Annotated in this window: 35 protein-coding genes; 4 read left to right on the forward strand and 31 right to left on the reverse strand. The window is 45.8% G+C overall.

All coding sequences use genetic code 11. The annotated features are described in order from the left end of the window. The 4 genes from aroB to ICE94_RS03715 are packed head-to-tail and all read right to left on the reverse strand — an operon-like array spanning position 1 to position 3275. Positions 1 to 1083, reverse strand: a complete 1083-nt coding sequence (aroB, locus tag ICE94_RS03700) for a 3-dehydroquinate synthase (protein WP_216149009.1) — start codon at positions 1081 to 1083, stop codon at positions 1 to 3. Continuing rightward, on the reverse strand, positions 1080 to 1604 hold the full coding sequence (aroK, locus tag ICE94_RS03705) for a shikimate kinase AroK (RefSeq protein ID WP_370623774.1): 525 nt from the start codon (positions 1602 to 1604) through the stop codon (positions 1080 to 1082). The genes aroB and aroK overlap by 4 nt, the downstream gene beginning before the upstream one ends. 10 nt (positions 1605 to 1614) lie before the next feature. Further along, positions 1615 to 2667 carry a type II and III secretion system protein gene (locus tag ICE94_RS03710; protein WP_216149011.1) on the reverse strand — a complete coding sequence of 351 codons (1053 nt, stop codon included), beginning with the start codon at positions 2665 to 2667 and terminating at the stop codon, positions 1615 to 1617. A gap of 2 nt (positions 2668 to 2669) precedes the next feature. Beyond that, complete coding sequence (locus ICE94_RS03715; protein WP_216149013.1) at positions 2670 to 3275, reverse strand: hypothetical protein; 606 nt, start codon at positions 3273 to 3275, stop codon at positions 2670 to 2672. A gap of 129 nt (positions 3276 to 3404) precedes the next feature. Here ICE94_RS03715 and ICE94_RS03720 point away from each other — a divergent pair, with 129 nt between their 5' ends. Continuing rightward, positions 3405 to 5714, forward strand: a complete 2310-nt coding sequence (locus tag ICE94_RS03720; RefSeq protein ID WP_216149015.1) for a penicillin-binding protein 1A — start codon at positions 3405 to 3407, stop codon at positions 5712 to 5714. Here ICE94_RS03720 and cyaY read toward each other — a convergent pair whose 3' ends face one another. Beyond that, positions 5715 to 6068 (reverse strand): iron donor protein CyaY, encoded by a 354-nt coding sequence (cyaY, locus tag ICE94_RS03725; RefSeq protein WP_216149017.1) that lies wholly within the window; start codon positions 6066 to 6068, stop codon positions 5715 to 5717. Positions 6069 to 6329: 261 nt separating this feature from the next. Between cyaY and lysA the strand changes: the two genes are divergently transcribed. Continuing rightward, entirely contained in the window at positions 6330 to 7613 is a 1284-nt protein-coding gene (gene lysA / locus ICE94_RS03730) for a diaminopimelate decarboxylase (protein ID WP_216149019.1), read from the forward strand. Positions 7614 to 7691: 78 nt separating this feature from the next. Here lysA and ccsB read toward each other — a convergent pair whose 3' ends face one another. The 3 genes from ccsB to ICE94_RS03745 all read right to left on the reverse strand — a co-directional run bounded on the left by ccsB (position 7692) and on the right by ICE94_RS03745 (position 11768). Continuing rightward, positions 7692 to 8834, reverse strand: coding sequence for a c-type cytochrome biogenesis protein CcsB (ccsB, locus tag ICE94_RS03735; protein WP_216150913.1), 1143 nt, complete (start codon positions 8832 to 8834; stop codon positions 7692 to 7694). Between the two features lie 29 nt (positions 8835 to 8863). Continuing rightward, positions 8864 to 11029: a cytochrome c biogenesis protein ResB gene (locus ICE94_RS03740; RefSeq protein ID WP_216149021.1), complete on the reverse strand. Its 2166-nt coding sequence runs from the start codon at positions 11027 to 11029 to the stop codon at positions 8864 to 8866. A 73-nt stretch (positions 11030 to 11102) separates the two neighbouring features. Beyond that, positions 11103 to 11768: a c-type cytochrome gene (locus tag ICE94_RS03745; protein ID WP_216149023.1), complete on the reverse strand. Its 666-nt coding sequence runs from the start codon at positions 11766 to 11768 to the stop codon at positions 11103 to 11105. Between the two features lie 141 nt (positions 11769 to 11909). Here ICE94_RS03745 and yihA point away from each other — a divergent pair, with 141 nt between their 5' ends. Together yihA and hemB are read left to right on the forward strand one after the other, a co-directional pair. Next, the gene (yihA, locus tag ICE94_RS03750; protein ID WP_216149025.1) at positions 11910 to 12578 is read left to right on the forward strand and encodes a ribosome biogenesis GTP-binding protein YihA/YsxC; all 669 of its coding nucleotides are present in this window, start codon (positions 11910 to 11912) and stop codon (positions 12576 to 12578) included. Positions 12579 to 12580: 2 nt separating this feature from the next. Further along, complete coding sequence (gene hemB / locus ICE94_RS03755) at positions 12581 to 13573, forward strand: porphobilinogen synthase (RefSeq protein WP_216149027.1); 993 nt, start codon at positions 12581 to 12583, stop codon at positions 13571 to 13573. On the opposite strand, the gene dsbD is transcribed toward hemB, so the two are convergent. From dsbD to rplP, 23 genes are all read right to left on the reverse strand, one after another. Continuing rightward, positions 13570 to 15186, reverse strand: coding sequence for a protein-disulfide reductase DsbD (dsbD, locus tag ICE94_RS03760; RefSeq protein ID WP_216149030.1), 1617 nt, complete (start codon positions 15184 to 15186; stop codon positions 13570 to 13572). The two genes, hemB and dsbD, sit on opposite strands and share 4 nt — an antisense overlap. A gap of 1 nt (position 15187) precedes the next feature. Then, positions 15188 to 15514: a divalent-cation tolerance protein CutA gene (gene cutA, locus ICE94_RS03765; protein WP_216149032.1), complete on the reverse strand. Its 327-nt coding sequence runs from the start codon at positions 15512 to 15514 to the stop codon at positions 15188 to 15190. 118 nt (positions 15515 to 15632) lie between these two features. After that, complete coding sequence (gene rplQ / locus ICE94_RS03770) at positions 15633 to 16019, reverse strand: 50S ribosomal protein L17 (protein WP_216149034.1); 387 nt, start codon at positions 16017 to 16019, stop codon at positions 15633 to 15635. A gap of 18 nt (positions 16020 to 16037) precedes the next feature. Next, the gene (gene rpoA / locus ICE94_RS03775; protein WP_216149036.1) at positions 16038 to 17018 is read right to left on the reverse strand and encodes a DNA-directed RNA polymerase subunit alpha; all 981 of its coding nucleotides are present in this window, start codon (positions 17016 to 17018) and stop codon (positions 16038 to 16040) included. A gap of 25 nt (positions 17019 to 17043) precedes the next feature. Beyond that, positions 17044 to 17667: a 30S ribosomal protein S4 gene (gene rpsD / locus ICE94_RS03780; protein WP_216149038.1), complete on the reverse strand. Its 624-nt coding sequence runs from the start codon at positions 17665 to 17667 to the stop codon at positions 17044 to 17046. 81 nt (positions 17668 to 17748) lie between these two features. Further along, on the reverse strand, positions 17749 to 18156 hold the full coding sequence (rpsK, locus tag ICE94_RS03785) for a 30S ribosomal protein S11 (protein WP_216149040.1): 408 nt from the start codon (positions 18154 to 18156) through the stop codon (positions 17749 to 17751). 15 nt (positions 18157 to 18171) lie between these two features. After that, complete coding sequence (gene rpsM, locus ICE94_RS03790) at positions 18172 to 18537, reverse strand: 30S ribosomal protein S13 (RefSeq protein ID WP_216149042.1); 366 nt, start codon at positions 18535 to 18537, stop codon at positions 18172 to 18174. Between the two features lie 34 nt (positions 18538 to 18571). Next, the gene (gene rpmJ / locus ICE94_RS03795) at positions 18572 to 18688 is read right to left on the reverse strand and encodes a 50S ribosomal protein L36 (protein WP_216149044.1); all 117 of its coding nucleotides are present in this window, start codon (positions 18686 to 18688) and stop codon (positions 18572 to 18574) included. Positions 18689 to 18713: 25 nt separating this feature from the next. Then, on the reverse strand, positions 18714 to 18932 hold the full coding sequence (gene infA, locus ICE94_RS03800; RefSeq protein ID WP_216149046.1) for a translation initiation factor IF-1: 219 nt from the start codon (positions 18930 to 18932) through the stop codon (positions 18714 to 18716). A 9-nt stretch (positions 18933 to 18941) separates the two neighbouring features. Continuing rightward, entirely contained in the window at positions 18942 to 20273 is a 1332-nt protein-coding gene (gene secY, locus ICE94_RS03805) for a preprotein translocase subunit SecY (protein WP_216149048.1), read from the reverse strand. A 20-nt stretch (positions 20274 to 20293) separates the two neighbouring features. Then, positions 20294 to 20734 (reverse strand): 50S ribosomal protein L15, encoded by a 441-nt coding sequence (gene rplO, locus ICE94_RS03810; protein WP_216149050.1) that lies wholly within the window; start codon positions 20732 to 20734, stop codon positions 20294 to 20296. A 17-nt stretch (positions 20735 to 20751) separates the two neighbouring features. Continuing rightward, positions 20752 to 20928, reverse strand: coding sequence for a 50S ribosomal protein L30 (rpmD, locus tag ICE94_RS03815; RefSeq protein WP_216149052.1), 177 nt, complete (start codon positions 20926 to 20928; stop codon positions 20752 to 20754). Between the two features lie 17 nt (positions 20929 to 20945). Beyond that, entirely contained in the window at positions 20946 to 21464 is a 519-nt protein-coding gene (rpsE, locus tag ICE94_RS03820) for a 30S ribosomal protein S5 (RefSeq protein ID WP_216149054.1), read from the reverse strand. A gap of 23 nt (positions 21465 to 21487) precedes the next feature. Beyond that, a complete protein-coding gene (rplR, locus tag ICE94_RS03825) occupies positions 21488 to 21844 on the reverse strand; it encodes a 50S ribosomal protein L18 (protein WP_216149056.1) in 357 nt (118 codons plus the stop codon). A 12-nt stretch (positions 21845 to 21856) separates the two neighbouring features. Next, positions 21857 to 22390 (reverse strand): 50S ribosomal protein L6, encoded by a 534-nt coding sequence (gene rplF, locus ICE94_RS03830; RefSeq protein WP_216149058.1) that lies wholly within the window; start codon positions 22388 to 22390, stop codon positions 21857 to 21859. A 14-nt stretch (positions 22391 to 22404) separates the two neighbouring features. Next, positions 22405 to 22800 carry a 30S ribosomal protein S8 gene (rpsH, locus tag ICE94_RS03835; RefSeq protein WP_216149060.1) on the reverse strand — a complete coding sequence of 132 codons (396 nt, stop codon included), beginning with the start codon at positions 22798 to 22800 and terminating at the stop codon, positions 22405 to 22407. Between the two features lie 23 nt (positions 22801 to 22823). After that, complete coding sequence (gene rpsN / locus ICE94_RS03840) at positions 22824 to 23129, reverse strand: 30S ribosomal protein S14 (protein ID WP_216149062.1); 306 nt, start codon at positions 23127 to 23129, stop codon at positions 22824 to 22826. Positions 23130 to 23138: 9 nt separating this feature from the next. Beyond that, a complete protein-coding gene (gene rplE, locus ICE94_RS03845; protein ID WP_216149064.1) occupies positions 23139 to 23681 on the reverse strand; it encodes a 50S ribosomal protein L5 in 543 nt (180 codons plus the stop codon). A gap of 20 nt (positions 23682 to 23701) precedes the next feature. Next, positions 23702 to 24010 carry a 50S ribosomal protein L24 gene (rplX, locus tag ICE94_RS03850; RefSeq protein WP_216149066.1) on the reverse strand — a complete coding sequence of 103 codons (309 nt, stop codon included), beginning with the start codon at positions 24008 to 24010 and terminating at the stop codon, positions 23702 to 23704. Positions 24011 to 24025: 15 nt separating this feature from the next. Then, positions 24026 to 24394: a 50S ribosomal protein L14 gene (rplN, locus tag ICE94_RS03855; RefSeq protein WP_216149068.1), complete on the reverse strand. Its 369-nt coding sequence runs from the start codon at positions 24392 to 24394 to the stop codon at positions 24026 to 24028. 196 nt (positions 24395 to 24590) lie between these two features. Further along, complete coding sequence (gene rpsQ, locus ICE94_RS03860) at positions 24591 to 24857, reverse strand: 30S ribosomal protein S17 (RefSeq protein ID WP_216149070.1); 267 nt, start codon at positions 24855 to 24857, stop codon at positions 24591 to 24593. Beyond that, positions 24857 to 25048, reverse strand: a complete 192-nt coding sequence (rpmC, locus tag ICE94_RS03865) for a 50S ribosomal protein L29 (protein ID WP_216149072.1) — start codon at positions 25046 to 25048, stop codon at positions 24857 to 24859. The genes rpsQ and rpmC overlap by 1 nt, the downstream gene beginning before the upstream one ends. A gap of 15 nt (positions 25049 to 25063) precedes the next feature. After that, on the reverse strand, positions 25064 to 25480 hold the full coding sequence (gene rplP, locus ICE94_RS03870; protein WP_216149074.1) for a 50S ribosomal protein L16: 417 nt from the start codon (positions 25478 to 25480) through the stop codon (positions 25064 to 25066). Position 25481: the final 1 nt, after the last annotated feature.

Consider the following 25481-nt stretch of genomic DNA (forward strand, 5'->3'; position numbering starts at 1 on the left):
TTACGCTGCTCGCGTGGCCTTTAATGTTTCAATAACTGTGCTCTCTGGAACCTTAGTAATTTTGGCTTGACCCATCGGTTGTAGAACAATGTATTTAACTTCACCCCCTTCAGCTTTTTTATCCACGCTCATCAGCTCAAGGTAACGTTCAACGCCGAAGCTCGGTGGTACCGTAGGCAGATGCAATGCGGCAATGATGTTTTTAAGTCTTTGCGCATCGGCGTCTGTGATACCACCTAAACGTGTAGAAAGGTCGGCTGCCATGACCATGCCACAACCAACTGCCTCGCCGTGCAACCACTCACCGTAGCCCATACCTGCTTCAATCGCATGGCCAAAAGTATGACCGAAGTTCAAGATAGCTCGCAAGCCACCTTCACGCTCATCTTTGGCAACCACATCAGATTTAATTTCGCAAGAACGAAGTACGGCAAATTCCATAGCCGCGGCATCACAGCGATTCAATTCTGCTGTGTGTGCTTCTATCCAATCTAAAAACTTTACATCTGCAATCGCGCCGTGCTTGACCACCTCAGCCAAACCTGCCGCTAACTCTTTGGGTGACAAAGTCTTTAAAGTGTCTAAATCCGCCAACACAGCAGCAGGTTGATAAAAAGCGCCGATCATATTTTTGCCAAGCGGGTGATTAATGCCCGTCTTACCACCCACCGATGAATCGACTTGCGATAAAAGTGTTGTTGGCACCTGAATAAAAGGCACACCCCTCATGTATGAAGCTGCCGCAAAACCTGTCATATCGCCAATCACACCACCACCTAAGGCAATTAGGGTTGTTTTGCGATCAGCAGTCTCTCGCAAGAGCCCATCAAAAATTTTCTGCAGAGTTTCCCAAGTTTTATAAACTTCGCCATCTGGTAAAACGATTACGCATACCTTTTGACCGAGCGACTCTAAAGTTTCTTTCACTTGTTTTGCATATAAAGGAGCGACCGTTTCATTAGTCACAATCGCACTCATGCGCCCTTTTAAATGCGGTTGATAGAGTTCAGCACGAGTGAGTAATTGACTCCCAATATGTATCGGGTAACTTCTTTCACCAAGATCAAGATGTAATGTTTTCATGCGGATAACTCGACTTGCATAATCAGATTGTTGACTAACTGACTCACATTAGGCTTACCAGTATCAATAATGTGGTGAGCGGTTTCGCGATATAAAGGATCACGAATGGTGAATAGCTTTTCTAAAGTTCCTCTAGGGTCGTTGTTGTTCAAAAGAGGACGACCCTTGTCATTGCGGGTGCGCAACCAAAGTTCGTGAGGAGTTGCACGCAGATAAATCACCACGCCACGCTCTTTGAGGTGCTGTCTGTTCTCAGGAAGTAATACGGCACCACCGCCGGTAGCCAATACGATATTTTTCTCTTGCGTCAGTTCATCAATGACTTGTGCCTCACGCTTACGAAAACCTTCCTCGCCCTCCATCTCAAAGATGACGGGAATCTTGACCCCACAGCGTTGCTCGATCTCATGATCAGAGTCAATAAAACGGCGCCCTAATTTTTTAGCCAAAAGACGTCCCACGGTGGTCTTACCGGCACCCATGACCCCCACGAGAAAAATATTGTCTGAAATCTGGCTCACACCCATGATTCTACTGAGGGTTTGGTGAATTGACTAAGGTTGGCGTTAAAAATATTAATAATTCTGTCTTATCTTTACTTTTAGCTTCTTGCTTAAATAAATAACCGAGGATCGGAATTTTCGAAATCCAAGGAACTGCCGTCTCATCTTGACGCTCTGCTTCTTGAAAAATACCCCCCAAAATGACAGTGCCCCCACTCTCGACCATCACCTGGGTCTTTAGATGTTTGGTATCGATCGCAAAGCCATGTTCAGTTTTTAGGCCCACGCTGTCTTTATTGATATCAACATCCAATAAGATCGCACGATCCTTCATGATGCTGGGTTTGACCTGTAAGCGTAGATTTGCTTTACGAAACTGCACCTTGGTGGCCCCTTGGCCCGCCGAGGATTGATAGGGTAATTCTGTACCTTGCTCTATCAAAGCCTGTGTATTGTCCGCTGCCATAACGCGTGGATTAGAAACTATCTGCCCTAGTCCATCGGCTTCTAGGGCAGATAATTCGATCTGCAATAAGCCAGCCGCCTCCTTGCCCAAAATTCCTATCGTCGCGCTAGCTGCCTCATAGCCACTCAAACCTTGCGACTTCAAATCACTTTGCCACTGCCTGGCGCTTTCTTTTTGATAATTAAGTTTGGCACCTAGATGACGGGCAAAGTTTCTTTGGGCCTCAACAATTCTCGCCTCGATCATGACTTGGCGCGGCATATCACCCAAGTTACTCGATTGAACTAATTTTTTGAGTTCTTGCTCTTGCAATAGTCGCTGCTTGAGCTGCTGATGATGACCGACCCAAATCTGATGACCTAAAATTCGATAGCTCAGATCTTTTTTCAAAACAATCGCATCCCAAGCTTCCTGCCACGTTACATCTCGCAGCTGAATATCAAGCGTTCCCCTAATGCCCTCAGCCAGGATCAAATTGTGACGTTTCATTTTGGCTAAACCCTGTAATGCCTCTACAACAGAAACTCCATAAAAATCAAAATTGAGTTTTTCTGCGTAAGCGTTAGCAGAAAGCGCCACCATTATTGCGCTTGTGATTTGCAGGATTCTTTTCATAGTTAGCCCTGCTCACGTTTTAACCAGTGCTCCTGTTGTTGAATGAGCAACTGCAAGACATGGGCATCAATGTGTTTGAGCATGGCAGCACCACACCATTGCTGTGGCTTTAACCACAACTCTTCACCCTGACAGATCAACAGCGCCCTGCGCTCCCCCGCCAGATCCTGATAAGCCAAATAACGTATGGTCGATAAGGGGTTATCGGGGGCATGCGCTTCGGCTGTCTCAGCATCGGGGCTTAAGGCTAAATCTTGAACAGCCACTAATTGCGGAGTATTTGTCTGATCATGCTTCAACTCATTGAGAGTTTGAATAATTTCTTGCTTCAGTGATGGCCTTGACTCCAAATTTACCACCCGGTTCTGCAAGAAGAATAAATAAGCTGTTTGCATCGCGATCAAGAAATACGGCAAACCAAGCTGCCATCCACGAGGTAGCGATGATCTCAAAAATTGATGTCCCGACTGTTTCCAGATGGATTGGAATATATGCATGATGCGTGAGCCCTGGTCAGATCTCGAGCTAACCCTATCGGCTCGTGAAATCTGACGCTCTTTGTATTTGAAATCTTGGATTGATTGTTCGTCGATGAGTCTTTTAAACATAGGCCTATTGTGCCCAGCCAGGCTCTTTGTATGGAACTTGCAACTTACTGATTTTATTGATGGAAATAGCTGATTTTTTTGTAGTCCTCATTTATAAAAATAGGGGTATTGAGACCCTATAATGATCATATGAGTGATTCACGTAGACCGATTCGCCCCCAGTCTCGCATCAAAGACTTGAGTGCCACACGAAAACCCAAAAAACCTTTGGGTGAGTACTTCATTCGCTGGGGATTATTTTTAGGCAGTGCCGGTCTGATCCTCTTGGCTCTGATTGTGGCCTATGCCTTTATTGTGGCTAGACCCAACCTTCCCGATCTAGAAACCATTACTGACTACAAACCAAAAGTTCCACTACGTATCTATACCGCTGATAAGGTTTTGATTGGTGAATTTGGTGAAGAACGCCGCAATGTAGTGTCGATTCAAGAAATCCCTGCCTATCTTAAGAATGCTGTGATTGCAATCGAAGATGAGCGCTTTTATGAACATGGTGGTGTTGACTATTGGGGTGTGGCGCGCGCTACGCTGGCCAACCTCAAAGGCAGCCTCTCTCAAGGCGCTTCCACCATCACGATGCAGGTGGCTCGTAACTTTTTCCTCACTAACGAAAAGTCCTTTAGTCGCAAGATATACGAAGTGCTTTTGGCTTGGAAAATCGAAGCCAATTTAAGCAAAGAGCAAATTCTTGAGCTGTACATGAACCAGATCTTTTTGGGTCAACGCTCTTATGGCTTTGCCAGCGCCGCACAGATTTACTTCGGCAAAGATATACGGACGATTTCTATTGCAGAAGCAGCCATGTTGGCAGGCTTACCGAAAGCGCCATCTGCTTATAACCCTGTTGTGAATTATCGCCGCGCCAAAATTCGCCAGGAATATATCTTGCAACGTATGCGTGATTTAAAGATGATCACGCCCTCTCAATATGAATCAGCCAAGATGGAAATCTTGCATGTCCGTGGCATTGGCAAGGAATTTGTCACCAAAGCGGACTTTGCCACTGAAATGGTCAGACAATTACTTTATAGCGAGTATGGGGATACGATCTATAGCCAAGGGATGACAGTCATTACAACGATTCGTCGTGCCGAACAAGATGCTGCCTATTCAGCAGTTCGTAAAGGCATCATGGACTACGAATTACGCCACAAGTATCGCGGTCCTGAAGGTTATATTAAGCTTCCTGAAAAAGAAGTGGATCGTCAGCGCGCTATCGATATTGCTTTAAGTGACCACCCTAGCAATGATGATTTGCTATCTGGGGTTGTGATTGAGGCGCAACCAAAAATGATTCAAGTAGTCATCTCAACTGGTGAGACGGTCACTATTAAAGGTGATGATCTCAAGCTAGGCGCCATTGCCTTAACAGACAAAGCTTCGTCCAAACAGCAAATCAGACCGGGTGCAATTGTGCGCGTTCTGCCGGTAGAGGGTCGCTATGTCTTGGCCCAAATGCCACAAATCGAAGCAGCTTTTGTAGCGCTCGACACACAAGATGGTGGCATTCGTGCACTAGTGGGTGGTTTTGACTTTAGTAAGAATAAATTCAATCACGTCTCACAAGCACAACGTCAACCTGGCTCTTCGTTTAAACCATTTGTATATGCCGCTGCTATTGAAAAAGGTTTGATGCCCAATTCATTAGTGAACGATGCACCTCTGTCGATTAGTGGTTTAGAAACTGGAGGGCAATTATGGGAGCCCAAAAACTACGACGGTAAATTTGAAGGTCGCATGACAGTCCGTAATGCGATGGCCAAATCTAAAAACCTAGCTTCAGTTCGCATCATTCGTAAAGTTTCTCCACGCTATACCCAAGACTATATTCAGCGCTTTGGCTTTGAGGCTGAAAAACATCCCGCTTATCTCACCATGGCTTTAGGTGCAGGCTCTGTGACTCCACTACAAATGGCTACAGGTTATGCGGTCTTCGCTAACGGTGGGTTTAGGGTAGAGCCTTACTTAATTAGCAAGGTGATTGATAGCAAAGGTAATGTTTTATTTGAAGCACAACCAACGCGCTCAGGCGACCCATCCATTCGGGTGCTTGATGCTAGAACTGCATTTGTCATGGATAGCCTGCTCTTAGAAGTGACCAAATCGGGAACTGCTGCTAGTGCTAGACCTGCTTTATCAAGAAGCGATATAGCGGGCAAAACAGGAACCACCAATGACTCTATGGATGCTTGGTTCGCAGGCTATCACCCCAGCGTTGTGGCCGTATCATGGTTAGGTTTTGATAAGCCCAAGAGCTTGGGTGATCGAGAAACCGGTGGCGGCCTAGCCTTACCTGTATGGGTACGTTATATGCAAACTGCGCTGCGAGGTGTGCCAGAGGCTGACCGCCGTCCACCTCCTGGAGTAGTTCAAAGAGATGGTGACTGGGTAATACCTGAGTTCATATCATTCTTTGGTGGCATGCAAAATCTTGACTAGTTAAGTCAAACTAATCTTGATAGTCACCCCGGCTTGCTTCGAAGCAAAGCGGTTGAGATCAGCAAATAGATCCTGACCCGTTTTAGTATCCGACCATTGAGGCTGATCTAGGGTGCCAGTAAAGCGGTAATGAAAACCGCCTTCTTTGGCCGCTACCCAAATTTCCTGTAGGGGTGGCTGTGTGTTGACCACAATGACACTCTTATCTTCAAACTGAATGTTGACCACATTGCCACCTTGACGAGCAATATCCAAATCTAAATCTTGCTCCTGAAAGGCATTTTCTAGAGATGCTTCGATCGCTCGTAGAGTTTTTTCTGCTACGGCTCTAAAGTCTTTTTCACTAAGTTGCATATATAGGTCTCCAGATTCATTCTTCTTGCTCGGCAGACTGATGACTGCAGGTCTGCACTATACTGAGCTGATTGCAAATCGCTTTTAAACTATTGGTATGAAGACTATTTTAGCGAGGTCCTTGGTTTTATGTGCTGCGATATCCCTGCTCGCTTGTGGGATACGAGGCCCCTTAGTTTTGGCTCCCAAACCCGCAGAGCCCACCCCTCCTAGTAAAGCAGAACCCAAAGAGAAACAATGGCCGCCTCAGAAAGAAAAGCAATGAATATCACCCCCTCACTCAATGGTTTTTCACAACAAGATGGGGTTTGGTATGCCGAAGGTATTCGCTTAAGCGATCTAGCACAGCGCTTTGGCACCCCGACTTATGTGTATAGCAAAAAGGCCTTAACAGACGCTTTTAGCGCTTATGAAAAAGCATGTCACAAAAATGGTCGGCGTCGCGCTCGAGTGCACTATGCGATGAAAGCCAATAGCAATATCGCAATTTTGAATTTATTTGCTCAATTAGGCGCTGGTTTTGACATCGTATCTGGCGGCGAACTCGCTCGCGTGATAGCCGCCAAAGGCAATCCCGCACATGTGGTCTTCTCTGGTGTGGGTAAAACCGAACATGAAATGGCAGATGCCTTAAATGCAGGTATCAAATGCTTTAATGTTGAATCGATTCCTGAGCTCACTCGTCTTAATGAAGTAGCAAAGCGCTTGAACAAAAAAGCAGCTATCTCATTGCGCGTCAATCCTGATGTGGATGCTAAAACCCATCCTTATATTTCTACAGGCCTTAAGGGTAATAAATTTGGCATCGCTTACGATGATGTCTTGCCCACCTACCTTGCAGCCAAACAAATGACTCATTGTGAAATCGTAGGTATTGACTGTCATATCGGCTCACAAATTACAGAGATTAACCCTTACCTAGATGCCCTTGATCGCGTCTTACTACTGATTGAACAACTTAAATCTCAAGGCATCACTATTCAGCACTTAGACATTGGTGGTGGCTTAGGCATTTGTTACACCGATGAAACCCCGCCAGACATCACGGCTTTTGCCAATACCTTACTCGATCATATTGAACAAGAAGGTTTTGGTCATTTAGAGATTCTTTTTGAGCCAGGACGTTCACTCGTGGGAAATGCTGGGGTTCTACTGACTCAAGTTGAATTCTTAAAACCTGGCGAAACCAAGAATTTCTGTATCGTCGATGCCGCCATGAATGATTTAATGCGCCCAGCGATGTATGAGGCTTACCATGCCATCGTGGCTTGCGAGAGTAATCCCAATGCACCACAAGCGACTTACGATGTCGTGGGCCCTATTTGCGAGTCCGGTGACTGGTTAGGTCGCGATCGCGCTCTGCAAGTAAGTCCTGGTGATTATCTTGCGATTCTATCTGCAGGTGCCTATGGTTTTACGATGAGCTCTAACTACAACACGCGTGGTCGCGCAGCAGAGGTGATGGTATCGGGCCAAGAAGCCCATCTGATTCGTGAACGCGAAAGCATTCCAAGTCTTTTTGCTCTGGAACGACTAGTTCCCTAATCCTACAACCCAAAAAAACTGGTATTCAATAAAAAACCCCCACAGTCTCACTGTAGGGGTTTTTAATCTTTGTTTCTTTTAAAGTGTGCCGTAACTATGCAAACCCGATAAGAACATATTAACGCCCAAGAAAGCAAAGGTCGTGACAAACAAGCCGACGATGGCCCACCAAGCAGCTACGACACCTCGTAAGCCTTTCATGAGGCGCATGTGCAACCAGGCTGCGTAATTTAACCAAACAATTAACGCCCAAGTTTCTTTTGGATCCCAGCTCCAATAACCACCCCAGGCTTCTGCAGCCCACAAAGCACCCAAAATCGTCGCTATGGTAAAGAATGCAAAACCAACCGCAATCGCTTTGTACATCAGATCGTCCATGAGCTCTAAGCTAGGCAAGCGATTTGCTAAGATATTTTTAGATTTGAGGATGTAGGCAATCGCAACCATAGCCGCTAGAGCAAATGTTCCATAGCCAATAAAGTTAGCAGGCACATGAATCTTCATCCACCAACTCTGTAATGCAGGAACCAATGGCTGAATCTGGTGAGCATCACGACTGACGCTGTACCAAAGAATAAATGCGACTGCCGCAACAATGATCCACAGTATGAACGCCCCTAAAACAACAGACTGATAACGGGCCTCGTAGTAGAGGTGAAAGATAGCCGTAATTAAGCAAAACAGAATGAAGACTTCGTAGAGATTCGATACTGGAATGTGACCAATATCTGGGCCCATCAAATAAGACTCATACCAGCGCACTAGCATGCCTGTTAAACCAATATAGACAGCCGCCCATGACAACTTAGTGGCTGTCGCGCCAAATGAGGTTGCATTTTTGATTAGCGCAATCGTATAAAAAAGTGTGCTTAAACAGAAAAAGACACTCATCCACAAAATGGCAGACTGACTGGAGAGCATGTACTTTAAAAAGAAGGCTTGCTCGGCACGCGCTAACTGGCCACCTTCTGGCGTTTGATAAAAATAGACCGCTAACAATGCAAGTACGGTGCTACCTATCATGAGATTGCGCATCGGCTTCCATAACCAGCCGATGAGCGCAAAAGATGGCACACAAGCAAACAAAATAGTTTGCTCATAGACATCCATGTAATCTGAGAAACGATACTCAGCGTAAAAAGCACCTATGAGTAATGCGAGCGCAAATAAGTAGTCAAACCAAGTCAGTGACTGAGCTAATTTTTGCGCCAGTCGTTTCATCGACTGCCCCAGCCCTCCCTGGGTAGAGCTTATGTATTCTGTTTCCATGATCTGAACTCTTGTTGATATTGGTTGAATTCTTTCTCAAAATCGAGGGTTCTGCGTGAGGTTGACATCGCAAAAAGGTTATTCCCATTACCTAAAGTTTTAACCCAAATACGACGATCCGGTAGGTAGAACATCGCAAAAATGCCTAAAGTCAGTAATAAACAGCCAAAGTACACCATATTTTTCCCAGGTGATTTCGTTACTTGAAAGACACTGGCTTTGACTTCTTCAAAATCTTCTAACTGAAAGACGAGTGGCGCGGGGTAGAAAGTACTGTCTGATAAGGCAGAAGTCGCTTGTTGAATATAGCGCTGACTCTGTTCATTGTTGATTGCAGCTGGCAAGCCGAGTTGTGCACGAGCTTCTTGCCATAATTCCCACATCACACCATTGAGAACTTTGAGGATGACTTCGGCCGCTTTTTGCTGTTCTTCAGCGGGCACGGCTTGTTCAATGAAACCTCCTAAGGCAGCAAAGCCACCCGGCTGTATACCGACCTCACCAGCTTGACGCTTAGCAAATTCTGTTTGGCCTGCAAAGAGTTCTATCGAGCGAGTCGCACTCTCTTGTAACTGTTTAAACATGGCGGGGTTATTGGCAAAACTCTGCTGACGATTGACCTGCTCAGAAAAACGACGGACTGCTCTCTGACGTGCGCCTGCATCTTGTAAAAGAGTGCGCAACATGAGCCACTCTTTAAGACTAATGTCTTGATCAGCAGGAATTCTGAGGTACTTAAACTCTTCGGCCGGAGTGTTTCTCACACCCAACATAAACATGAGACTGCCATCTAGCAATAGAGGCTGCATGTAATTGCTGTACTCACGCGCTTGTCCAGCCGCATCTCTAAGTTTGTACTGCACGGATGGACCGACGTTTCGTAGATCTGTGACTTTACTGGTCTTGGCAGCAGAGCCCAAACGATCGCTAAATACTTTTCCAAGGCCTTTATCTGCTGGGGTAGTAGCCACACCCCTAGTGTCATTTTGACCACTCGCATTTGCAATATTTTCGACATTGGTCGGCCTAAAACCACTGAACTCTAGGGTATAAGCTTTGCCATCGGATGAACGTAAACGAGTGCTTTGTCCGACTTCACCATCAACAATAAAGCTTCCTTTTATAGAATGGCCCGCGCCATGCATAGGGTATGCGCGTAACTTTAATTTAGAGCCGCCATCTTCAAAACTAGATTGATAAATGGCAACACCACGATGATAAAAAGGCTCATTCACTTTAATCTGAGCTTCTTTTTGTTCACCAGTATCCGTATCTTGAATGACCACATCACTCACAAAGAGTTTAGGCATACCTGTGCTGTAGTACTCGATGTGGAACTTCTTCAAAAAGATGGTAAAAGGTAGCTCTTGAATGATTGTGCCTGTCGTGGCACTTAAAAGAGCAGTTTGGCTCTTGCCACCCTCAGGCACAAATATATTAGCGCGGTAACTGGGGTTGCTCGCTGCTAATTTATGTTCTTGTGGAATATCGGCAATTAACATACCTTGGGTGCTCTCCGGCAGGACGCTCTTTCCACCGAACCACATTTGTGTACGCACAAATAAATCACCGTCCAATAAACCACCCAAACAAATCAGAACGATAGCGCTATGGGCCAAAATGTAACCCCACTTATTAGCAGCTCCTTTTTTCGCCAGGACTTTTGCGTGATCATGGGCCACCATCGTCTTTACTGCGTAACCATCTTTAGCAAGACGCTCAGCAACTTGTTTTGCAAAAGTAGAGTGATCACTTTGCTTGGCCTCAAAGTCAAAATGATGATGTAAAGCTCTCAGTCCACCCTCATGCACATGATCTTTCCAGGCACGAATATCTTTCAACATCTTTGGCGCATTGCGAGTGACACAAAATGAAACCGATAAAACTAAGAATGCGAGAATCAGCAAAAACCACCAAGCGGTATAGACCGAGAATAAACTCAAACCATTAAAAATTTCAGCCCACATCGGCCCAAATTGATTGACATAATTGGTATAGGGCTCATTTTGTTTAATGACTGTACCAATGATGCTCGCAATTGAGATCACCGTTAAGAGTGCAATTGCAAAACGCATCGAGGCCAAAAGCTCGAAACTATGACGGCCTATTTTCTTGAGAGTTGGTGCTTCGATGACTGACGAGTTCATATCTTTAAAAAAATGAAGCCCACAAACCTAGGTTCGTGGGCTCTTCTTACCGAGAGCTACTAATTAATTAGAATTAACGCAAACCAGCAATGTAGTCTGACACTGCTTTGATTTCTGCGTCAGACATGCGAGAAGCAACCCCAGTCATTTGTACACTATTCTTGCGCTCACCAGAGCGATAAGCAACCAATTGCGCCTCTGTATATTCTGCCCACTGACCTGCTAAACGCGGGTATTGTGCTGGAATACCCACACCATTCGGTGCATGACAGCCTGCACAGGCAGCGACGTTCTTACTAGGAATACCACCACGATAAATTTTTTGACCGAGTTCAATTGAAGCTTTGTTCTTGGCCGTGCCATTACCAGGCGCTTGCTTTTCTAAATACGCTGCCACATTCAACATATCTTCATCGGTGAGCATGCTAGCAAAAGCAGACATCACTGCATTAGGGCGATCCTTGCCTGCTTTATAGTCTTTCAACTGTTTCACAGTGTAGGCAGCATGTTGGCCTGCTAACTTAGGATACGCACCACCACCGCTCACGCCATTGGCGCCGTGACAGCCCATACAAGCAGCGATACCACGCTTTAGGTCACCACTGTTATACAGAGCCTCGCCCTTGGCTAGATCCGGTTTAACAACGTTAGCTGGTTCAGCGGCAAATACGCCTGCTGATAAAAACAAACCAGCGACCAAAGTCATGATTTTTGATTTTGCAGATACTTTTTGATGCATTGTGCTCTCACCCTATGTTTCGCAAAAGTCTTAGGCAATGATGGCAAAGCCGAAAAACCTTTATTTTTGAAAATCTTATATGCAAATAAATGCCTAAATTCCAGCAAAGAATTTTACAATAGGTCCAACCTGAAAACACCTATGTCGACTCTTCATCAAGCCCAATTTCTAGTGACCGTTAACCATTTAGCGGATTTACCTGCCGACCCCCTTCCTGAGGTCGCTTTTGCTGGACGCTCTAACGCGGGTAAATCAACCGCAATTAACGTCCTTTGTCAGCAAAATCGACTTGCTTTTGCCAGTAAAACCCCAGGAAGAACGCAACATATCAACTTTTTTGCAATTTTAACGAAAGATAAGACCAATTTAGCGAATTTAGTCGATTTACCAGGCTATGGCTATGCCCAGGTCGATGAAAAAACCCGGGCTCATTGGCAAGGTTTACTCTCACAATACCTGCAAACCCGTCCCCAATTAAGTGGTTTGATCCTGATTATGGATGCCCGACGAGGAATGACGGCTTTAGACCAGCAAATGGTTGAGTGGTTTTCTGGCACAGGTAAACCAATTCATGTACTACTAACCAAGGCCGATAAGCTCAACCAGTCTGAAGGTCGCATGGCTTTAGAAAAACTTAAAAAAGAGTTGGGCGCGGTCTGCCCACCTGAGCAATGGACGGCGCAGCTTTTTTCCAGCACCAAACGTCTCGGCCTAGCGCAGGCTGATCAAGTCATCAGCACATGGCTTGGCATAGAATCTAGTACGCAACATATTGCTAATGAAAAAGGCAGTTATAAAAAACAAGGTTAAATATGCATTTGACTCATCGCCCCCGCAGAATGCGCCGTGATTCTTGGTCACGCCAACTCGTTCAAGAAAATCATCTACGCGCTAGCGATCTGATTTATCCCGTTTTTCTTTTGGAAGGTGAAAAACGTGAAGAAGCTGTGAAATCCATGCCCGGAGTGTCACGCTACTCTTTGGATTTAATGTACGGCGTTGCCGAGCAATGTGTGAGTTTAGGCATTCCAGTCATGGCTTTATTCCCCGTCATTGATGGCGGTCTCAAAACTCCAAAGGGTGATGAAGCATTTAATCCTAAAGGCTTAATTCCACACGCAGTGAGTGAATTAAAAAAACGTTTCCCACAATTGGGCATCATGACCGACATTGCTTTAGATCCCTATACCAGTCACGGCCAAGATGGTGTGATTGACGAAAAAGGCTATGTGATCAATGATGAAACTATTGAGATTCTAGTAAAACAAGCTCTTGCACATGCAGCTGCCGGTGTTGATATAGTGGCGCCCTCTGACATGATGGATGGCCGCATTGGCGCCATTCGTGAAGCGCTAGAAAACAATGGTCATATTCATACTAAGATCATGGCCTACTCTGCCAAATTTGCGTCTGCTTTTTATGGACCGTTTCGTGATGCAGTCGGTTCAGCAAGCAACTTAGGTAAAGCAGATAAAAAAACCTATCAGATGGATCCTGCTAATTCTGATGAGGCTTTGCGTGAGGTGCATCTTGATATTGAAGAGGGTGCTGATATGGTGATGGTCAAACCCGGCATGCCTTATTTGGACATCGTACGTCGCGTTAAAGATGAATTCGGATACCCCACATTTGCTTATCAAGTCAGCGGTGAATATGCCATGCAAAAAGCAGCGGCAGCCAATGGCTGGATTGATGGTAATGCCGTCATGATGGAGTCGCTTTTGGCATTCAAACGTGCTGGGGCCGATGGCATCTTGACCTATTTTGCGCTAGAAGCAGCTCAACTTCTCAAAGAACAAGCTTAATTTTTTAAGCTATTGAGTCTTTCTCTAAAGCGCTCTGCTTTCATAAAGCCAATGATACGTGCTTGCGTCATCTCGGCGCCCTGTTCATTAAAGAACAAAATGGCAGGTGGCCCAAACAATTGATAACGCTTCAGTATCTTTTGGTGTTCAGCACTATTTTTTGTCACGTCGACTTGGATGAGCTGATAAGTCTTTAACGCAGCGATGACTTTCTCATCGCTAAAGGTTAAAGCTTCCATCTCTTTGCAAGAGATACACCAATCAGCATAAAAATCGAGCAAGACTTTTTGTCCATTGGATTTGGCCTGTGCTAATTGCTGATCCAACTCCATCTGACTCTGTACACGTTTAAATTCTAGGCCAGAGCTTAAGCGATGGATTTCTTGTTGTGTCGGGGCGCTAGTAAAGACTGGCAACACAACCCATACCGCGAGGGCAAGCATGATGACGCCAAAGACCCTTTGCACACCAACCATCCATGCGCCGGCTTTGGGTAATAGACTCTTAGCACCAATCGCTAGCAAGACCAAGGGCAGACCCATACCAAGCGCCATCACGAATAACATCACCCCACCCAAGGGCACTGAACCTGTCTGTGCAACGAAGGTTAAGACACCAGCTAAAGGAGCGGTAACACAGGGACTGGCAATCAAAGTTGAGATTGCGCCCAGAGTCAATGCCCCAACAACGCTACCGCCCTTTTGACGGCCTGCCAAACGATCGACTTGATTGATCCAACTGGCAGGCAAGCGCAGTTCATAAAAACCAAAAAGACTAGCAGCTAAGGCGCATAGCAATAATGCAAAAGCAATGAGAACTACCGGATGCTGGAACCATGCCTGCAAACCAGAACCCAATGCCGCTGTGAGCATACCGGCAATGCTATACATCAATGCCATACCGAGTACATAGGCCATTGCCAGACTAAAGGCCCTGAACTTACTGATTGTTTGACTTTGCGCACCACCAAAAATAACGGCCGACAAAATAGGCAACATGGGTAAGACGCACGGCGTCAGAGACATTGCAATGCCTAAGATGAAAAATGCGATCAGCAAAACCCATGGTGAGATATTGCGCAAGATATCGACTAAAGTCATGACATCGTCACGCGCATCCCAGATATCTTTCCATGAGTGCTGCTTTTCAATTGGCTCTTCATTGATCCGTCCGAGCACTTCTGTACCAGGCGCACTCAAGCGAAACTCGAGCTCCATCGGCGGATAACAAATACCCTTATCTGCACATCCCTGAATCTCTAGAATCAAAATCAATGGGCCTGTACGACCCTCACTCAATTGGCTAGGTAACCATGCTGTTGCAGTAAATGGTCTAGGGTAGGTCTCAAGATGTTTGTCAAAGTTTTCATCAAACTTAACTAGCCCTTTAGGCAATTTGAGGTCAATGACTTGGTCCTGACTCTTTAACTTGAGAGAGTCCCTGTATATGTAATAACCGGGCTCTGGCTGAAACTTGAGCGTTAGCTCTTGCGCATGAGTCCAAGCAGCCTGAACAGGAAATGCTTTTTCTGGATCTAAAAACTGTTGCGCATTCGCTTGGAATACGAAAAAGCTACAAATGATGAGAAAGGCACTTCGTATAGTAGTCAACATATCAGCGCTTCTTTAGTTCTTCATTTAACCAATTGCCGTATTGATTCTCAAGATGATCAATCGCGATGGCGATGATTTGCGGCACATCATAAGGATGATGATTTTTAATGAATTCTTCTAATACCGCCAACTTATCTGCATTCGTTTTTAGATGCACAGGGAATTCTTGATCTTGTTGCACCTTATCATCCCACCAATAAAAAGATTGGCAGGGAGACTGTACTTGAGCACACGCTGCAAAACCACGTTCGACCGCCATCAAAGCTAAATGCTGGGCGCGCTCTTCATCTGGTACGGTGGTGATGACAAGATAAGCGGTTGGCTTCATACAGCTATTATCCGCCAAAATAGCCCTCCTCATTCAAGCGCTTGCTGATGCCTCATTACAAATCAACAGACAATAAAAAAGCCTGGGAAAAACCAGGCTTTTTTGTGCATTTGCTGATTTACTCAGCAGCTGGCGCCTCTTGTGGCTCTGGGCGGTCAACTAACTCAACCAATGCCATTGGAGCGTTATCACCGACTCTGAAGCCAAACTTCAGAATACGCAAATAACCACCTGGACGAGCAGCGTAACGAGGACCTAACTCTGTAAAGAGCTTGGTCACCATTTCGCGATCGCGCAAACGGTCAAATGCCAAACGGCGATTTGCCAAATTATCTTTTTTACCCAAAGTAATGAGTGGCTCAACAACGCGGCGCAACTCTTTTGCTTTTGGCAAAGTGGTTTTAATCACTTCATGCTGCAACAATGAATTAGACATGTTGCGCAACATCGCTAAACGATGTGATGAAGTACGGTTTAATTTACGAAGTCCGTTTCCGTGACGCATGGTGGCGCTTCCTTTCTATTATTTCTCAAGACCTGCGGGTGGCCAGTTGTCTAGCTTCATACCCAAGGTCAAACCGCGAGCGGCCAAAACATCTTTAATTTCATTCAATGACTTGCGACCCAAGTTTGGAGTCTTAAGCAATTCATTTTCAGTACGCTGAATGAGATCGCCGATGTAGTAAATATTTTCTGCTTTCAAGCAGTTTGCTGAACGTACAGTCAACTCTAAATCGTCCACTGGACGCATCAAGACTGGGTCTACTGCAGGTGCACGGCTTGGAGCCAAATCACCAGCAGCTTGTGTACCCTCTAGTTGAGCAAATACGACTAATTGATCAACCAAGATGCTCGCTGATTGACGAATCGCTTCTTCAGGTGTCAATACACCGTTGGTCTCGATAGTCATCACCAAACGGTCCAAGTCTGTACGCTGTTCAACACGAGCAGACTCAACAGCATAGCTCACGCGACGCACAGGGCTGAATGAGGCATCCAATACGATATTACCGATGGCCTTAGAAGACTCATCTTGGTACTTACGCATATTACCTGGCACATAGCCACGGCCTTTTTCAACCTTGATTTGCATATCTAGTTTGCCATTGGCAGACAAGTTAGCAATCACGTGGTCTGGGTTAATGATTTCCACATCGTGTGGCAAATCAATATCTTTCGCAGTGACAACGCCAGCACCTTCTTTACGCAAGCTGAGTGTGACTTCATCACGTTGTTGTAATTTGAAAACAATACCTTTGAGGTTCAACAATAGGTTAACTACGTCTTCTTGTACGCCATCAATCGTAGAGTACTCATGGACCACGCCAGCAATCGTAACTTCTGTTGGCGCACAACCTACCATAGACGACAAAAGCACACGGCGCAATGCGTTACCCAAGGTATGACCATAGCCACGCTCAAATGGCTCCATTACAACTTTCGCTTGGTTATCTGCAAGCGCTTCAACAGAAATAATCTTCGGCTTCAGCAGTGTGTTTTGCATATTTTTTCCTTTAAAAGGTCACGTATTAACGTGAGTAAAGTTCGACGATCAAGCTTTCATTAATGTCACCACCGATATCATCACGGTCTGGGACTTGCTTGAATGTGCCTTCTAACTTACCTGCGTCTACTGACACCCAGCTAGCTGCGCCAGACTGAGCTACGAGACCTAAAGATTCTTGAATACGTGCTTGCTTTTTCGCTTTTTCACGAATCGCAATCACATCACCAGGACGAACTTGCATTGAAGGAATGTTAGCAACATTACCGTTGAGCAAGATAGCCTTGTGAGATACCAATTGACGTGCTTCGGCGCGTGTTGAGCCAAAACCCATGCGGTACACCACGTTATCTAAACGTGATTCCAACAACATCAAGAGGTTTTCACCTGTATTACCTTTACGACGCTCAGCTTCAGCAAAGTAGCGACGGAACTGGCGCTCTAGAACACCATAAATACGCTTTACTTTTTGCTTTTCACGCAACTGATTACCGTAGTCTGATGTACGCGCACCTGAAGTGCGGCCATGTTGACCCGGCTTGCTGTCGAGTTTGCATTTATCGGATAAAGAACGACGAGCGCTCTTTAGAAATAAGTCGGTACCTTCCCGACGAGATAGTTTGGCTTTAGGGCCTAAATAACGTGCCACAGTACTTTCCTTTCTTTGCCGCTAAAACTAGCGGTGAGTCCATCCTCAAACAAGCGATGGACAGTGGTCTTGGTTAAACAATTAAATACGACGACGCTTTGGAGGACGGCAACCGTTGTGTGGAACGGGTGTTACGTCCTGAATTTCCGTGATCTTGATGCCTAAAGCATTCAAGGCACGAACTGCTGATTCACGACCAGGACCTGGGCCCTTGATCTCAACAGCAAGATTCTTAATACCGCATTCTTGAGCTGCACGACCAGCCACCTCAGCCGCTACCTGAGCAGCAAATGGTGTTGACTTACGTGAACCCTTAAAACCCTGACCACCTGAAGTCGCCCAAGACAATGCATTGCCTTGACGATCAGTGATAGTCACGATGGTATTGTTAAATGAAGCATGTACGTGAGCGATACCGTCCGCAATATTCTTTTTAACTTTTTTGCGAGCGCGCGCTGCGTTGTTATTAGCTTGTTGTGGTTTTGCCATGATTAGCTCTTCCTATTATTTCTTGAGTGCAATACCGGCCTTACGTGGGCCCTTACGTGTACGAGCATTCGTACGAGTACGCTGACCACGCATTGGCAAGCCTTTGCGGTGACGCAAGCCACGGTAGCAGCCCAAGTCCATAAGACGCTTAATATTCATCGTGACTTCACGACGTAAGTCACCTTCTACAGCGAACTTACCTACTTCATCACGAAGTTTTTCTAAATCAGCATCTGTCAAATCTTTCACTTTTTTGTCAATAGCAACACCTGCTGCTGCGCAAATCTTGCGAGCGCGTGGTACGCCAATGCCAAAAATAGCGGTTAGACCAATAACTGTGTGTTGATGGTTCGGGATATTTACCCCTGCGATACGTGCCATGTGTAACGTTCCTCTTGTTTGAGACGGCTTCTAATTAACCCTGACGCTGCTTGTGACGAGCGTCTGAAGAACAGATCACTCGCAACACACGCTTGCGCTTAATAATTTTGCAGTTGCGGCAGATAGGCTTTACTGATGCCAACACTTTCATAATTCACCTCTTCTATAAATTGGTACTACTTTGCGCGGAACACAATGCGCGCTTTTGACAAGTCATAGGGAGTTAACTCCACTGTGACCTTGTCCCCAGGCAAAATACGGATGTAGTGCATACGCATCTTGCCCGAGATGTGTCCTAAAACCACATGCCCGTTCTCTAACTTCACTCTGAACATAGCATTTGGCAAGTTTTCAACAATCTCGCCTTGCATTTGAATGACATCATCTTTTGCCATATCGAATGCTTACGAATTACCCATTTTGAAGTTGGCCTTCTTCAATAGTGAATCATATTGCTGCTGCATCACGTAAGACTGGACTTGGGCCATAAAGTCCATTGTCACTACGACAATAATCAGCAAAGAAGTACCGCCAAAATAAAACGGCACGTTCCAACGCAACACCAAAAACTCCGGCAACAAACAAACCAGAACCATGTAGGCCGCACCTGCTAATGTCAGACGCGTCAAAATCTTGTCAATGTAGCGCGCAGTTTGATCACCTGGACGAATACCAGGAACAAAGGCACCACTCTTCTTTAAATTATCTGCAGTCTCACGGCTGTTAAAGACCATCGCTGTGTAGAAAAAGCAGAAGAAAATAATGGCTAAGGCATACATCAAGATATATACCGGCTGACCTGGCGATAAAGTAGCTGCCAAATCTTTAATAAATAAAGTCACAGGATTGCTTGTGTCACCTGCTGTAAACCAACCCGCAATCGTGGCTGGGAACAAAATAATTGAAGAGGCAAAAATCGGCGGAATCACACCAGCCATATTTAATTTCAGTGGCAAGTGTGATGACTGACCGCCATACACCTTGTTACCTACTTGACGCTTCGCGTAGTTCACTAGAACACGGCGCTGACCACGCTCTACGAAAACCACAAAGAATGTCACCAAGGCTACGATCACCACAATGATCATCGCTGACAAGATGCTCATAGAGCCAGTTCTGACTAACTCGAACAAACCACCTAAGGCGCTTGGCAAACCAGCCGCAATACCAGCAAAGATGATGATCGAAATGCCATTACCTAAACCACGCTCTGTAATTTGCTCACCCAACCACATGAGGAACATCGTGCCAGTCACCAAAGTGATCACAGTGTTCATGCGGAAAGCAAAGCTTGGGTCAATCACTAGACCAGGTTGTGCTTCTAGTGCAATCGCGATACCCAAAGCCTGGAAAGTCGCTAGCACTAAAGTGCCATAGCGTGTGTACTGAGTAATCTTTCTTTGACCTGCTTGACCTTCTTTTTTCAGAGTTTCAAGCGTAGGAATCACGATCGTTAACAACTGCATGATGATCGATGCAGAAATATAAGGCATGATTCCTAATGCAAAGACAGTAAAGCGTGACAATGCACCACCCGAGAACAGGTTGAACATACCCAAGATGCCACCGCTTTGGCTATTGAATAGCTGCGCTAACTGATCTGGATCGATACCCGGAACAGGAATATGCGCACCAATGCGATAAACGATCAATGCCAATACCAAAAACACCAAGCGGCGACGTAAGTCACCAAACTTGTTGGTTTTTAGATTTGCAAAGGATCCTGAGTTAGCCACTGCTGCTTACCTTTTTTACCTTAAGCCGCTTCTACAAACTTACCGCCAGCTGCTTCAATAGCAGCTTTAGCAGCAGCAGTTGCGTGTAAACCACGAACTGTCAATGCCATAGCGATATCACCAGTCTTGATGATCTTGACGCTCTTAGTCAAACCAGACACCAATCCGTTTTGCTTCAAAGTCACCAAATCCACTTCAGCTTGGCCGAGCTTTTGCAATGCAGCCAATGTCACTTGGCCATCAAATTGCTTGCTCAATGAAATAAAGCCACGCTTAGGTAAGCGACGATACAAAGGCATCTGACCGCCCTCGAAGCCAACTTTATGGAAACCACCTGAACGTGATTTTTGACCTTTGTGACCACGGCCAGCTGTTTTACCTAAGCCAGAACCAATGCCACGACCGACGCGACGCTTGGCGTGCTTAGCACCCGCTGCTGGTTTAATTTTATTTAGTTGCATAGTAATAATTCCTAAAATTAACTGATCACTTTGACCAGATAGGACACTTTATTAATCATGCCGCGTACGGCTGGCGTATCTTGTAATTCGCTCACGGAGTTCATGCGCTTCAAACCCAAGCCACGTACTGTTGCACGGTGACTCTCACGTGTACCAATTAAGCTACGAACGAGTTGTACTTTTACTGTTGCCATAGTTTTTACTCCTGGGATTAACCGAGGATTTCCTCCACAGTCTTACCACGCTTAGCAGCAATCTCAGAAGGTGTGCTCATCTTGCGCAAACCATCTAAAGTTGCACGAACCATGTTGTAAGGATTGGTAGAACCAATCGACTTCGCAACCACGTTCGTAATACCCATTACATCAAACACTGCACGCATTGGACCGCCTGCAATCACACCAGTACCTTCTTTAGCTGGAGAGATCAACACGCGTGATGCACCATGCTCACCCACAACAGTGTGTTGCAATGTGCCATTGCGTAAAGAAACCTTAAACATCTTGCGACGGGCTTCGTCCATAGCCTTTTGAACAGCTACTGGAACTTCTTTTGACTTACCCTTGCCCATACCGATGCCACCATCACCATCACCAACAACTGTTAGTGCAGCGAAACCGAGAATACGACCACCTTTAACAACTTTGGTGACTCGGTTAACAGCGATCATCTTCTCGCGCAAGCCATCATCACGCTCGTCAGCTTGAACCTTCGTTTGCATTTTTGCCATGTTATTTCCTTGACCCTATGCGATCAGAACTTAAGACCAGCTTCACGCGCTGCATCTGCAAGCGCTTTGACGCGGCCGTGATAACGAAAACCTGAACGATCGAATGCTACTTCTGTAACACCCGCCTTCAACGCACGCTCTGCAATGGCTTTACCCACTTGCGAAGCAGCAGCACTATTGCCACCCTTACCCTCTACAGCTTTTTTAATATCTGCTTCCATGGTTGATGCAGCAGCCAATACTTTGGTACCGCATGGGCTATAGAGTTGCGCAGAAATATGTTGGTTCGAACGATGGACCGACAAGCGATGCGCCAATTGCTCAGCAATCTTGATGCGAGTTTGGCGGGCGCGGCGAACACGTGATTCATTTTTGCTCATATCAATCCCCGATTACTTCTTCTTAGTTTCTTTGAGGCGAACCACTTCATCCACATAACGAACACCCTTGCCCTTATAAGGCTCTGGTGGACGATACGCGCGCACTTCAGCGGCCACTTGACCAACCTGTTGCTTGTTCGCACCTTTGATGATGATCTCTGTTTGAGATGGAGTCTCTGCCTTAATACCTGTAGGCAAGTTGTAAACCACATCATGAGAGAAACCTAATTGCAATTTCAAAGCGTTGCCTTGAACTTGGGCACGGTAACCCACGCCAACCAAGCTCAACTTACGCTCGAAACCGGCTGTAACGCCTTTAACCATGTTGTTTACCAAAGCACGTGTTGTGCCTGATAAAGCATTAGATTCGCTTGATTCGTCTTTACAAACCACTTGCAAAACACCGTCTTGTTGCTGCACACCAACCAATGGGTGCAAAGTATGTGACAAGGTGCCCAAAGGACCTTTAACAGTCAATTGGTTTGCTGCGATTTGCACTTCTGCGCCTTTTGGTAGGGCGATAGGGCTTTTACCGACTCGTGACATCTGTATCCTCCCTATTAAGCGACGTAGCAAATGACTTCGCCACCCACGCCATTAGCGCGAGCTTTACGATCAGTCATCACGCCTTGTGGCGTAGAAATAATGGCAACACCCAAACCGTTCATCACTTGTGGGATGTCATGACGGCCTTTGTAAATACGCAAACCAGGTGTTGATACGCGCTCAATGCGCTCAATCACTGGACGGCCTGCGTAATATTTCAGGCTGATATTTAAAACAGGTTTAGCCGCATCTCCAGCTACTTCAAAACTGTCGATATAACCTTCGTCTTTTAGAACGTTGGCAATAGCAACTTTAAGTTTTGATGATGGCATGGACACTGCTGACTTCTGCACCGCTTGCGCGTTGCGGATTCTAGTCAACATGTCGGCGATTGGATCGCTGATACTCATGAGTTCTCCTAATCTTTCGCCGCTTACCAGCTGGCCTTAGTTACACCAGGGATCTCGCCACGGAAGGCGATTTCACGGATTTTGTTACGGGCCAAGCCGAATTTGCGGAAGGTGCCACGTGGACGACCTGTCAATGCACAGCGGTTACGCTGGCGTGTTGGGCTTGAGTTACGAGGAAGCTCTTGCAACTTCAAACGAGCTTCAAATCTTTCTTCTTCGCTCTTAGAGACGTCTTCGATAATCGCCTTGAGCTCAGCACGCTTGGCAGCATACTTCGCCACGATACGGGCGCGCTTCTTTTCGCGTTCAATCAATGCTAATTTAGCCACGATGACCTCTTAATTGCGGAATGGGAATTTAAAGGCTGCCAACAAAGCTTTTGCTTCGTCGTCAGATTTAGCAGTCGTAGTAATACTGATGTTCAAACCACGCAACGCATCGATCTTGTCATACTCGATCTCTGGGAAAATGATCTGTTCTTTAACACCAATGTTGTAGTTACCACGACCATCAAATGCCTTACCAGAGATACCGCGGAAATCGCGAACACGTGGCAAAGCAACTGTGATGAAACGGTCCAAGAACTCATACATGATCTGACCGCGCAATGTCACCATTGCACCGATCGGATAACCTTGACGAATCTTGAAACCCGCAATCGCTTTACGAGCTTTAGTCACTACAGGTTTTTGACCAGCAATCTTGGTCAAATCACCTACAGCGTGCTCGATAACTTTTTTGTCGTTCACTGCTTCACCCAAACCCATGTTCAAGGTAATTTTGGTGATGCGTGGAACTTCCATAACTGACTTGTAACCGAACTTCTTCATGAGCTCAGCTGCAACTTTTTCTTTGTAGAAGGCTTGTAAACGTGCTGACATATTGATATCTATCCTCTGAATTAGGCGGCCAACTCGGCGCCAGTTGTCTTGAGGTAGCGAACCTTCTTACCGTCAGCAACTTTGATGCCAACACGAGATGGTTTGCCGTTTGCGTCTACCAAAGCCACGTTAGAAACATCGATCGGCATTGTCTTATCAACAACACCGCCTGTAGCACCCGTTGCTGGGTTTGGCTTGGTATGTTTTTTGTAAACGTTTACACCCTCGATTAGCAATTTGCCTTCGAGAACTTGGGTAACCGTACCTTTTTTACCTTTATCACGACCTGTGATTACAACCACTTGGTCACCTTTACGAATCTTGTTCATATCGACCCCTAACCCTTAAATCACTTCTGGCGCGAGTGAAACGATCTTCATGAAACGCTCAGTACGCAACTCACGTGTTACTGGGCCGAAAATACGTGTACCAATCGGCTCTAATTTTGCGTTAAGCAAAACTGCCGCGTTAGTATCAAATTTGATCAATGAACCGTCTGGACGACGAACACCTTTAGCGGTGCGTACGACCACGGCGTTATAAATATCACCTTTTTTTACACGGCCACGAGGTGCTGCGTCTTTCACGCTGACCTTGATGATGTCGCCAATGCTGGCATAACGACGCTTAGAACCACCAAGCACCTTAATACACATCACTTCGCGGGCACCAGTGTTATCGGCGACCTCTAGTCTGCTTTCAGTTTGAATCATTTTTTATTTCCCCAACTTGAGTACCAATTACGGCAATCAGTCTTGGTTCCGTTGAGGGGCCTTGGCTTGATCGACTGAGTCAGATCTCACTTGAGCCCCGGATTAAACTACCGAATCAATCTTTCCACCCAAAGGTGGAAAGCCCTCTACTATAGCAGGCTTGTGAGAATCCCACAAGCCCGTTTTAATCTACTACTTAAACTGCCTTAGCTGCTTCGACCAAACGTGTCACAACCCAAGACTTTGAGCGTGAAATAGGTTTGGACTCAGAAATCTCTACAGTATCGCCCTGCTTGAACTGATTAGTTTCATCATGAGCATGATACTTCTTTGATTTTGCTACATATTTTCCATAGATTGGGTGCTTAACGCGACGCTCAACCAAGACTGTGACAGTCTTTTGCATCTTGTCGCTCACCACACGACCAATCAATGTACGGCGTAATTTAGTCGTTTCAGTCATTATTTGCTCGCTTTCTGGGCCAATACAGTCTTCACGCGCGCTATGTCACGCTTCACTTTGCCCAATTGGCTTGTGTCTTGAAGCTGCTGAGTGCCTTTTTGCATACGCAACTTGAACTGAGCTTTTAACAACTCAGACAATTCTTGGTTTAAAGATGCCACATCTTTAGCTTGTAATTCGGAGGCTTTCATTTTTCCCGTCCCAAATTAAGCGCCGATCTGGCGCACAACAAATGTAGTCTGGATAGGCAACTTAGCGGCGGCCAATCTAAAAGCCTCGCGCGCCAAAGTTTCATCCACACCGTCCATCTCGTATAAAACCTTGCCTGGTTGAATCTCGGCAACGTAGTACTCTGGATTACCTTTACCATTACCCATACGAACTTCTGCAGGCTTCTGAGAAATTGGCTTGTCTGGGAAAATACGAATCCAAATACGACCACCACGCTTAATATGACGTGTCATCGCACGACGTGCGGATTCGATTTGACGTGCAGTCAAGCGACCACGGCCAACAGCTTTCAAGCCAAAGTCACCAAAGGCAACTGTACTACCACGTGTAGCAACACCGGTATTACGACCTTTTTGCTCTTTACGGTACTTACGACGTTTTGGTTGCAACATA

This window comes from Polynucleobacter sp. MWH-Loch1C5 (assembly GCF_018881775.1).
Taxonomy (GTDB): Bacteria; Pseudomonadota; Gammaproteobacteria; order Burkholderiales; family Burkholderiaceae; genus Polynucleobacter.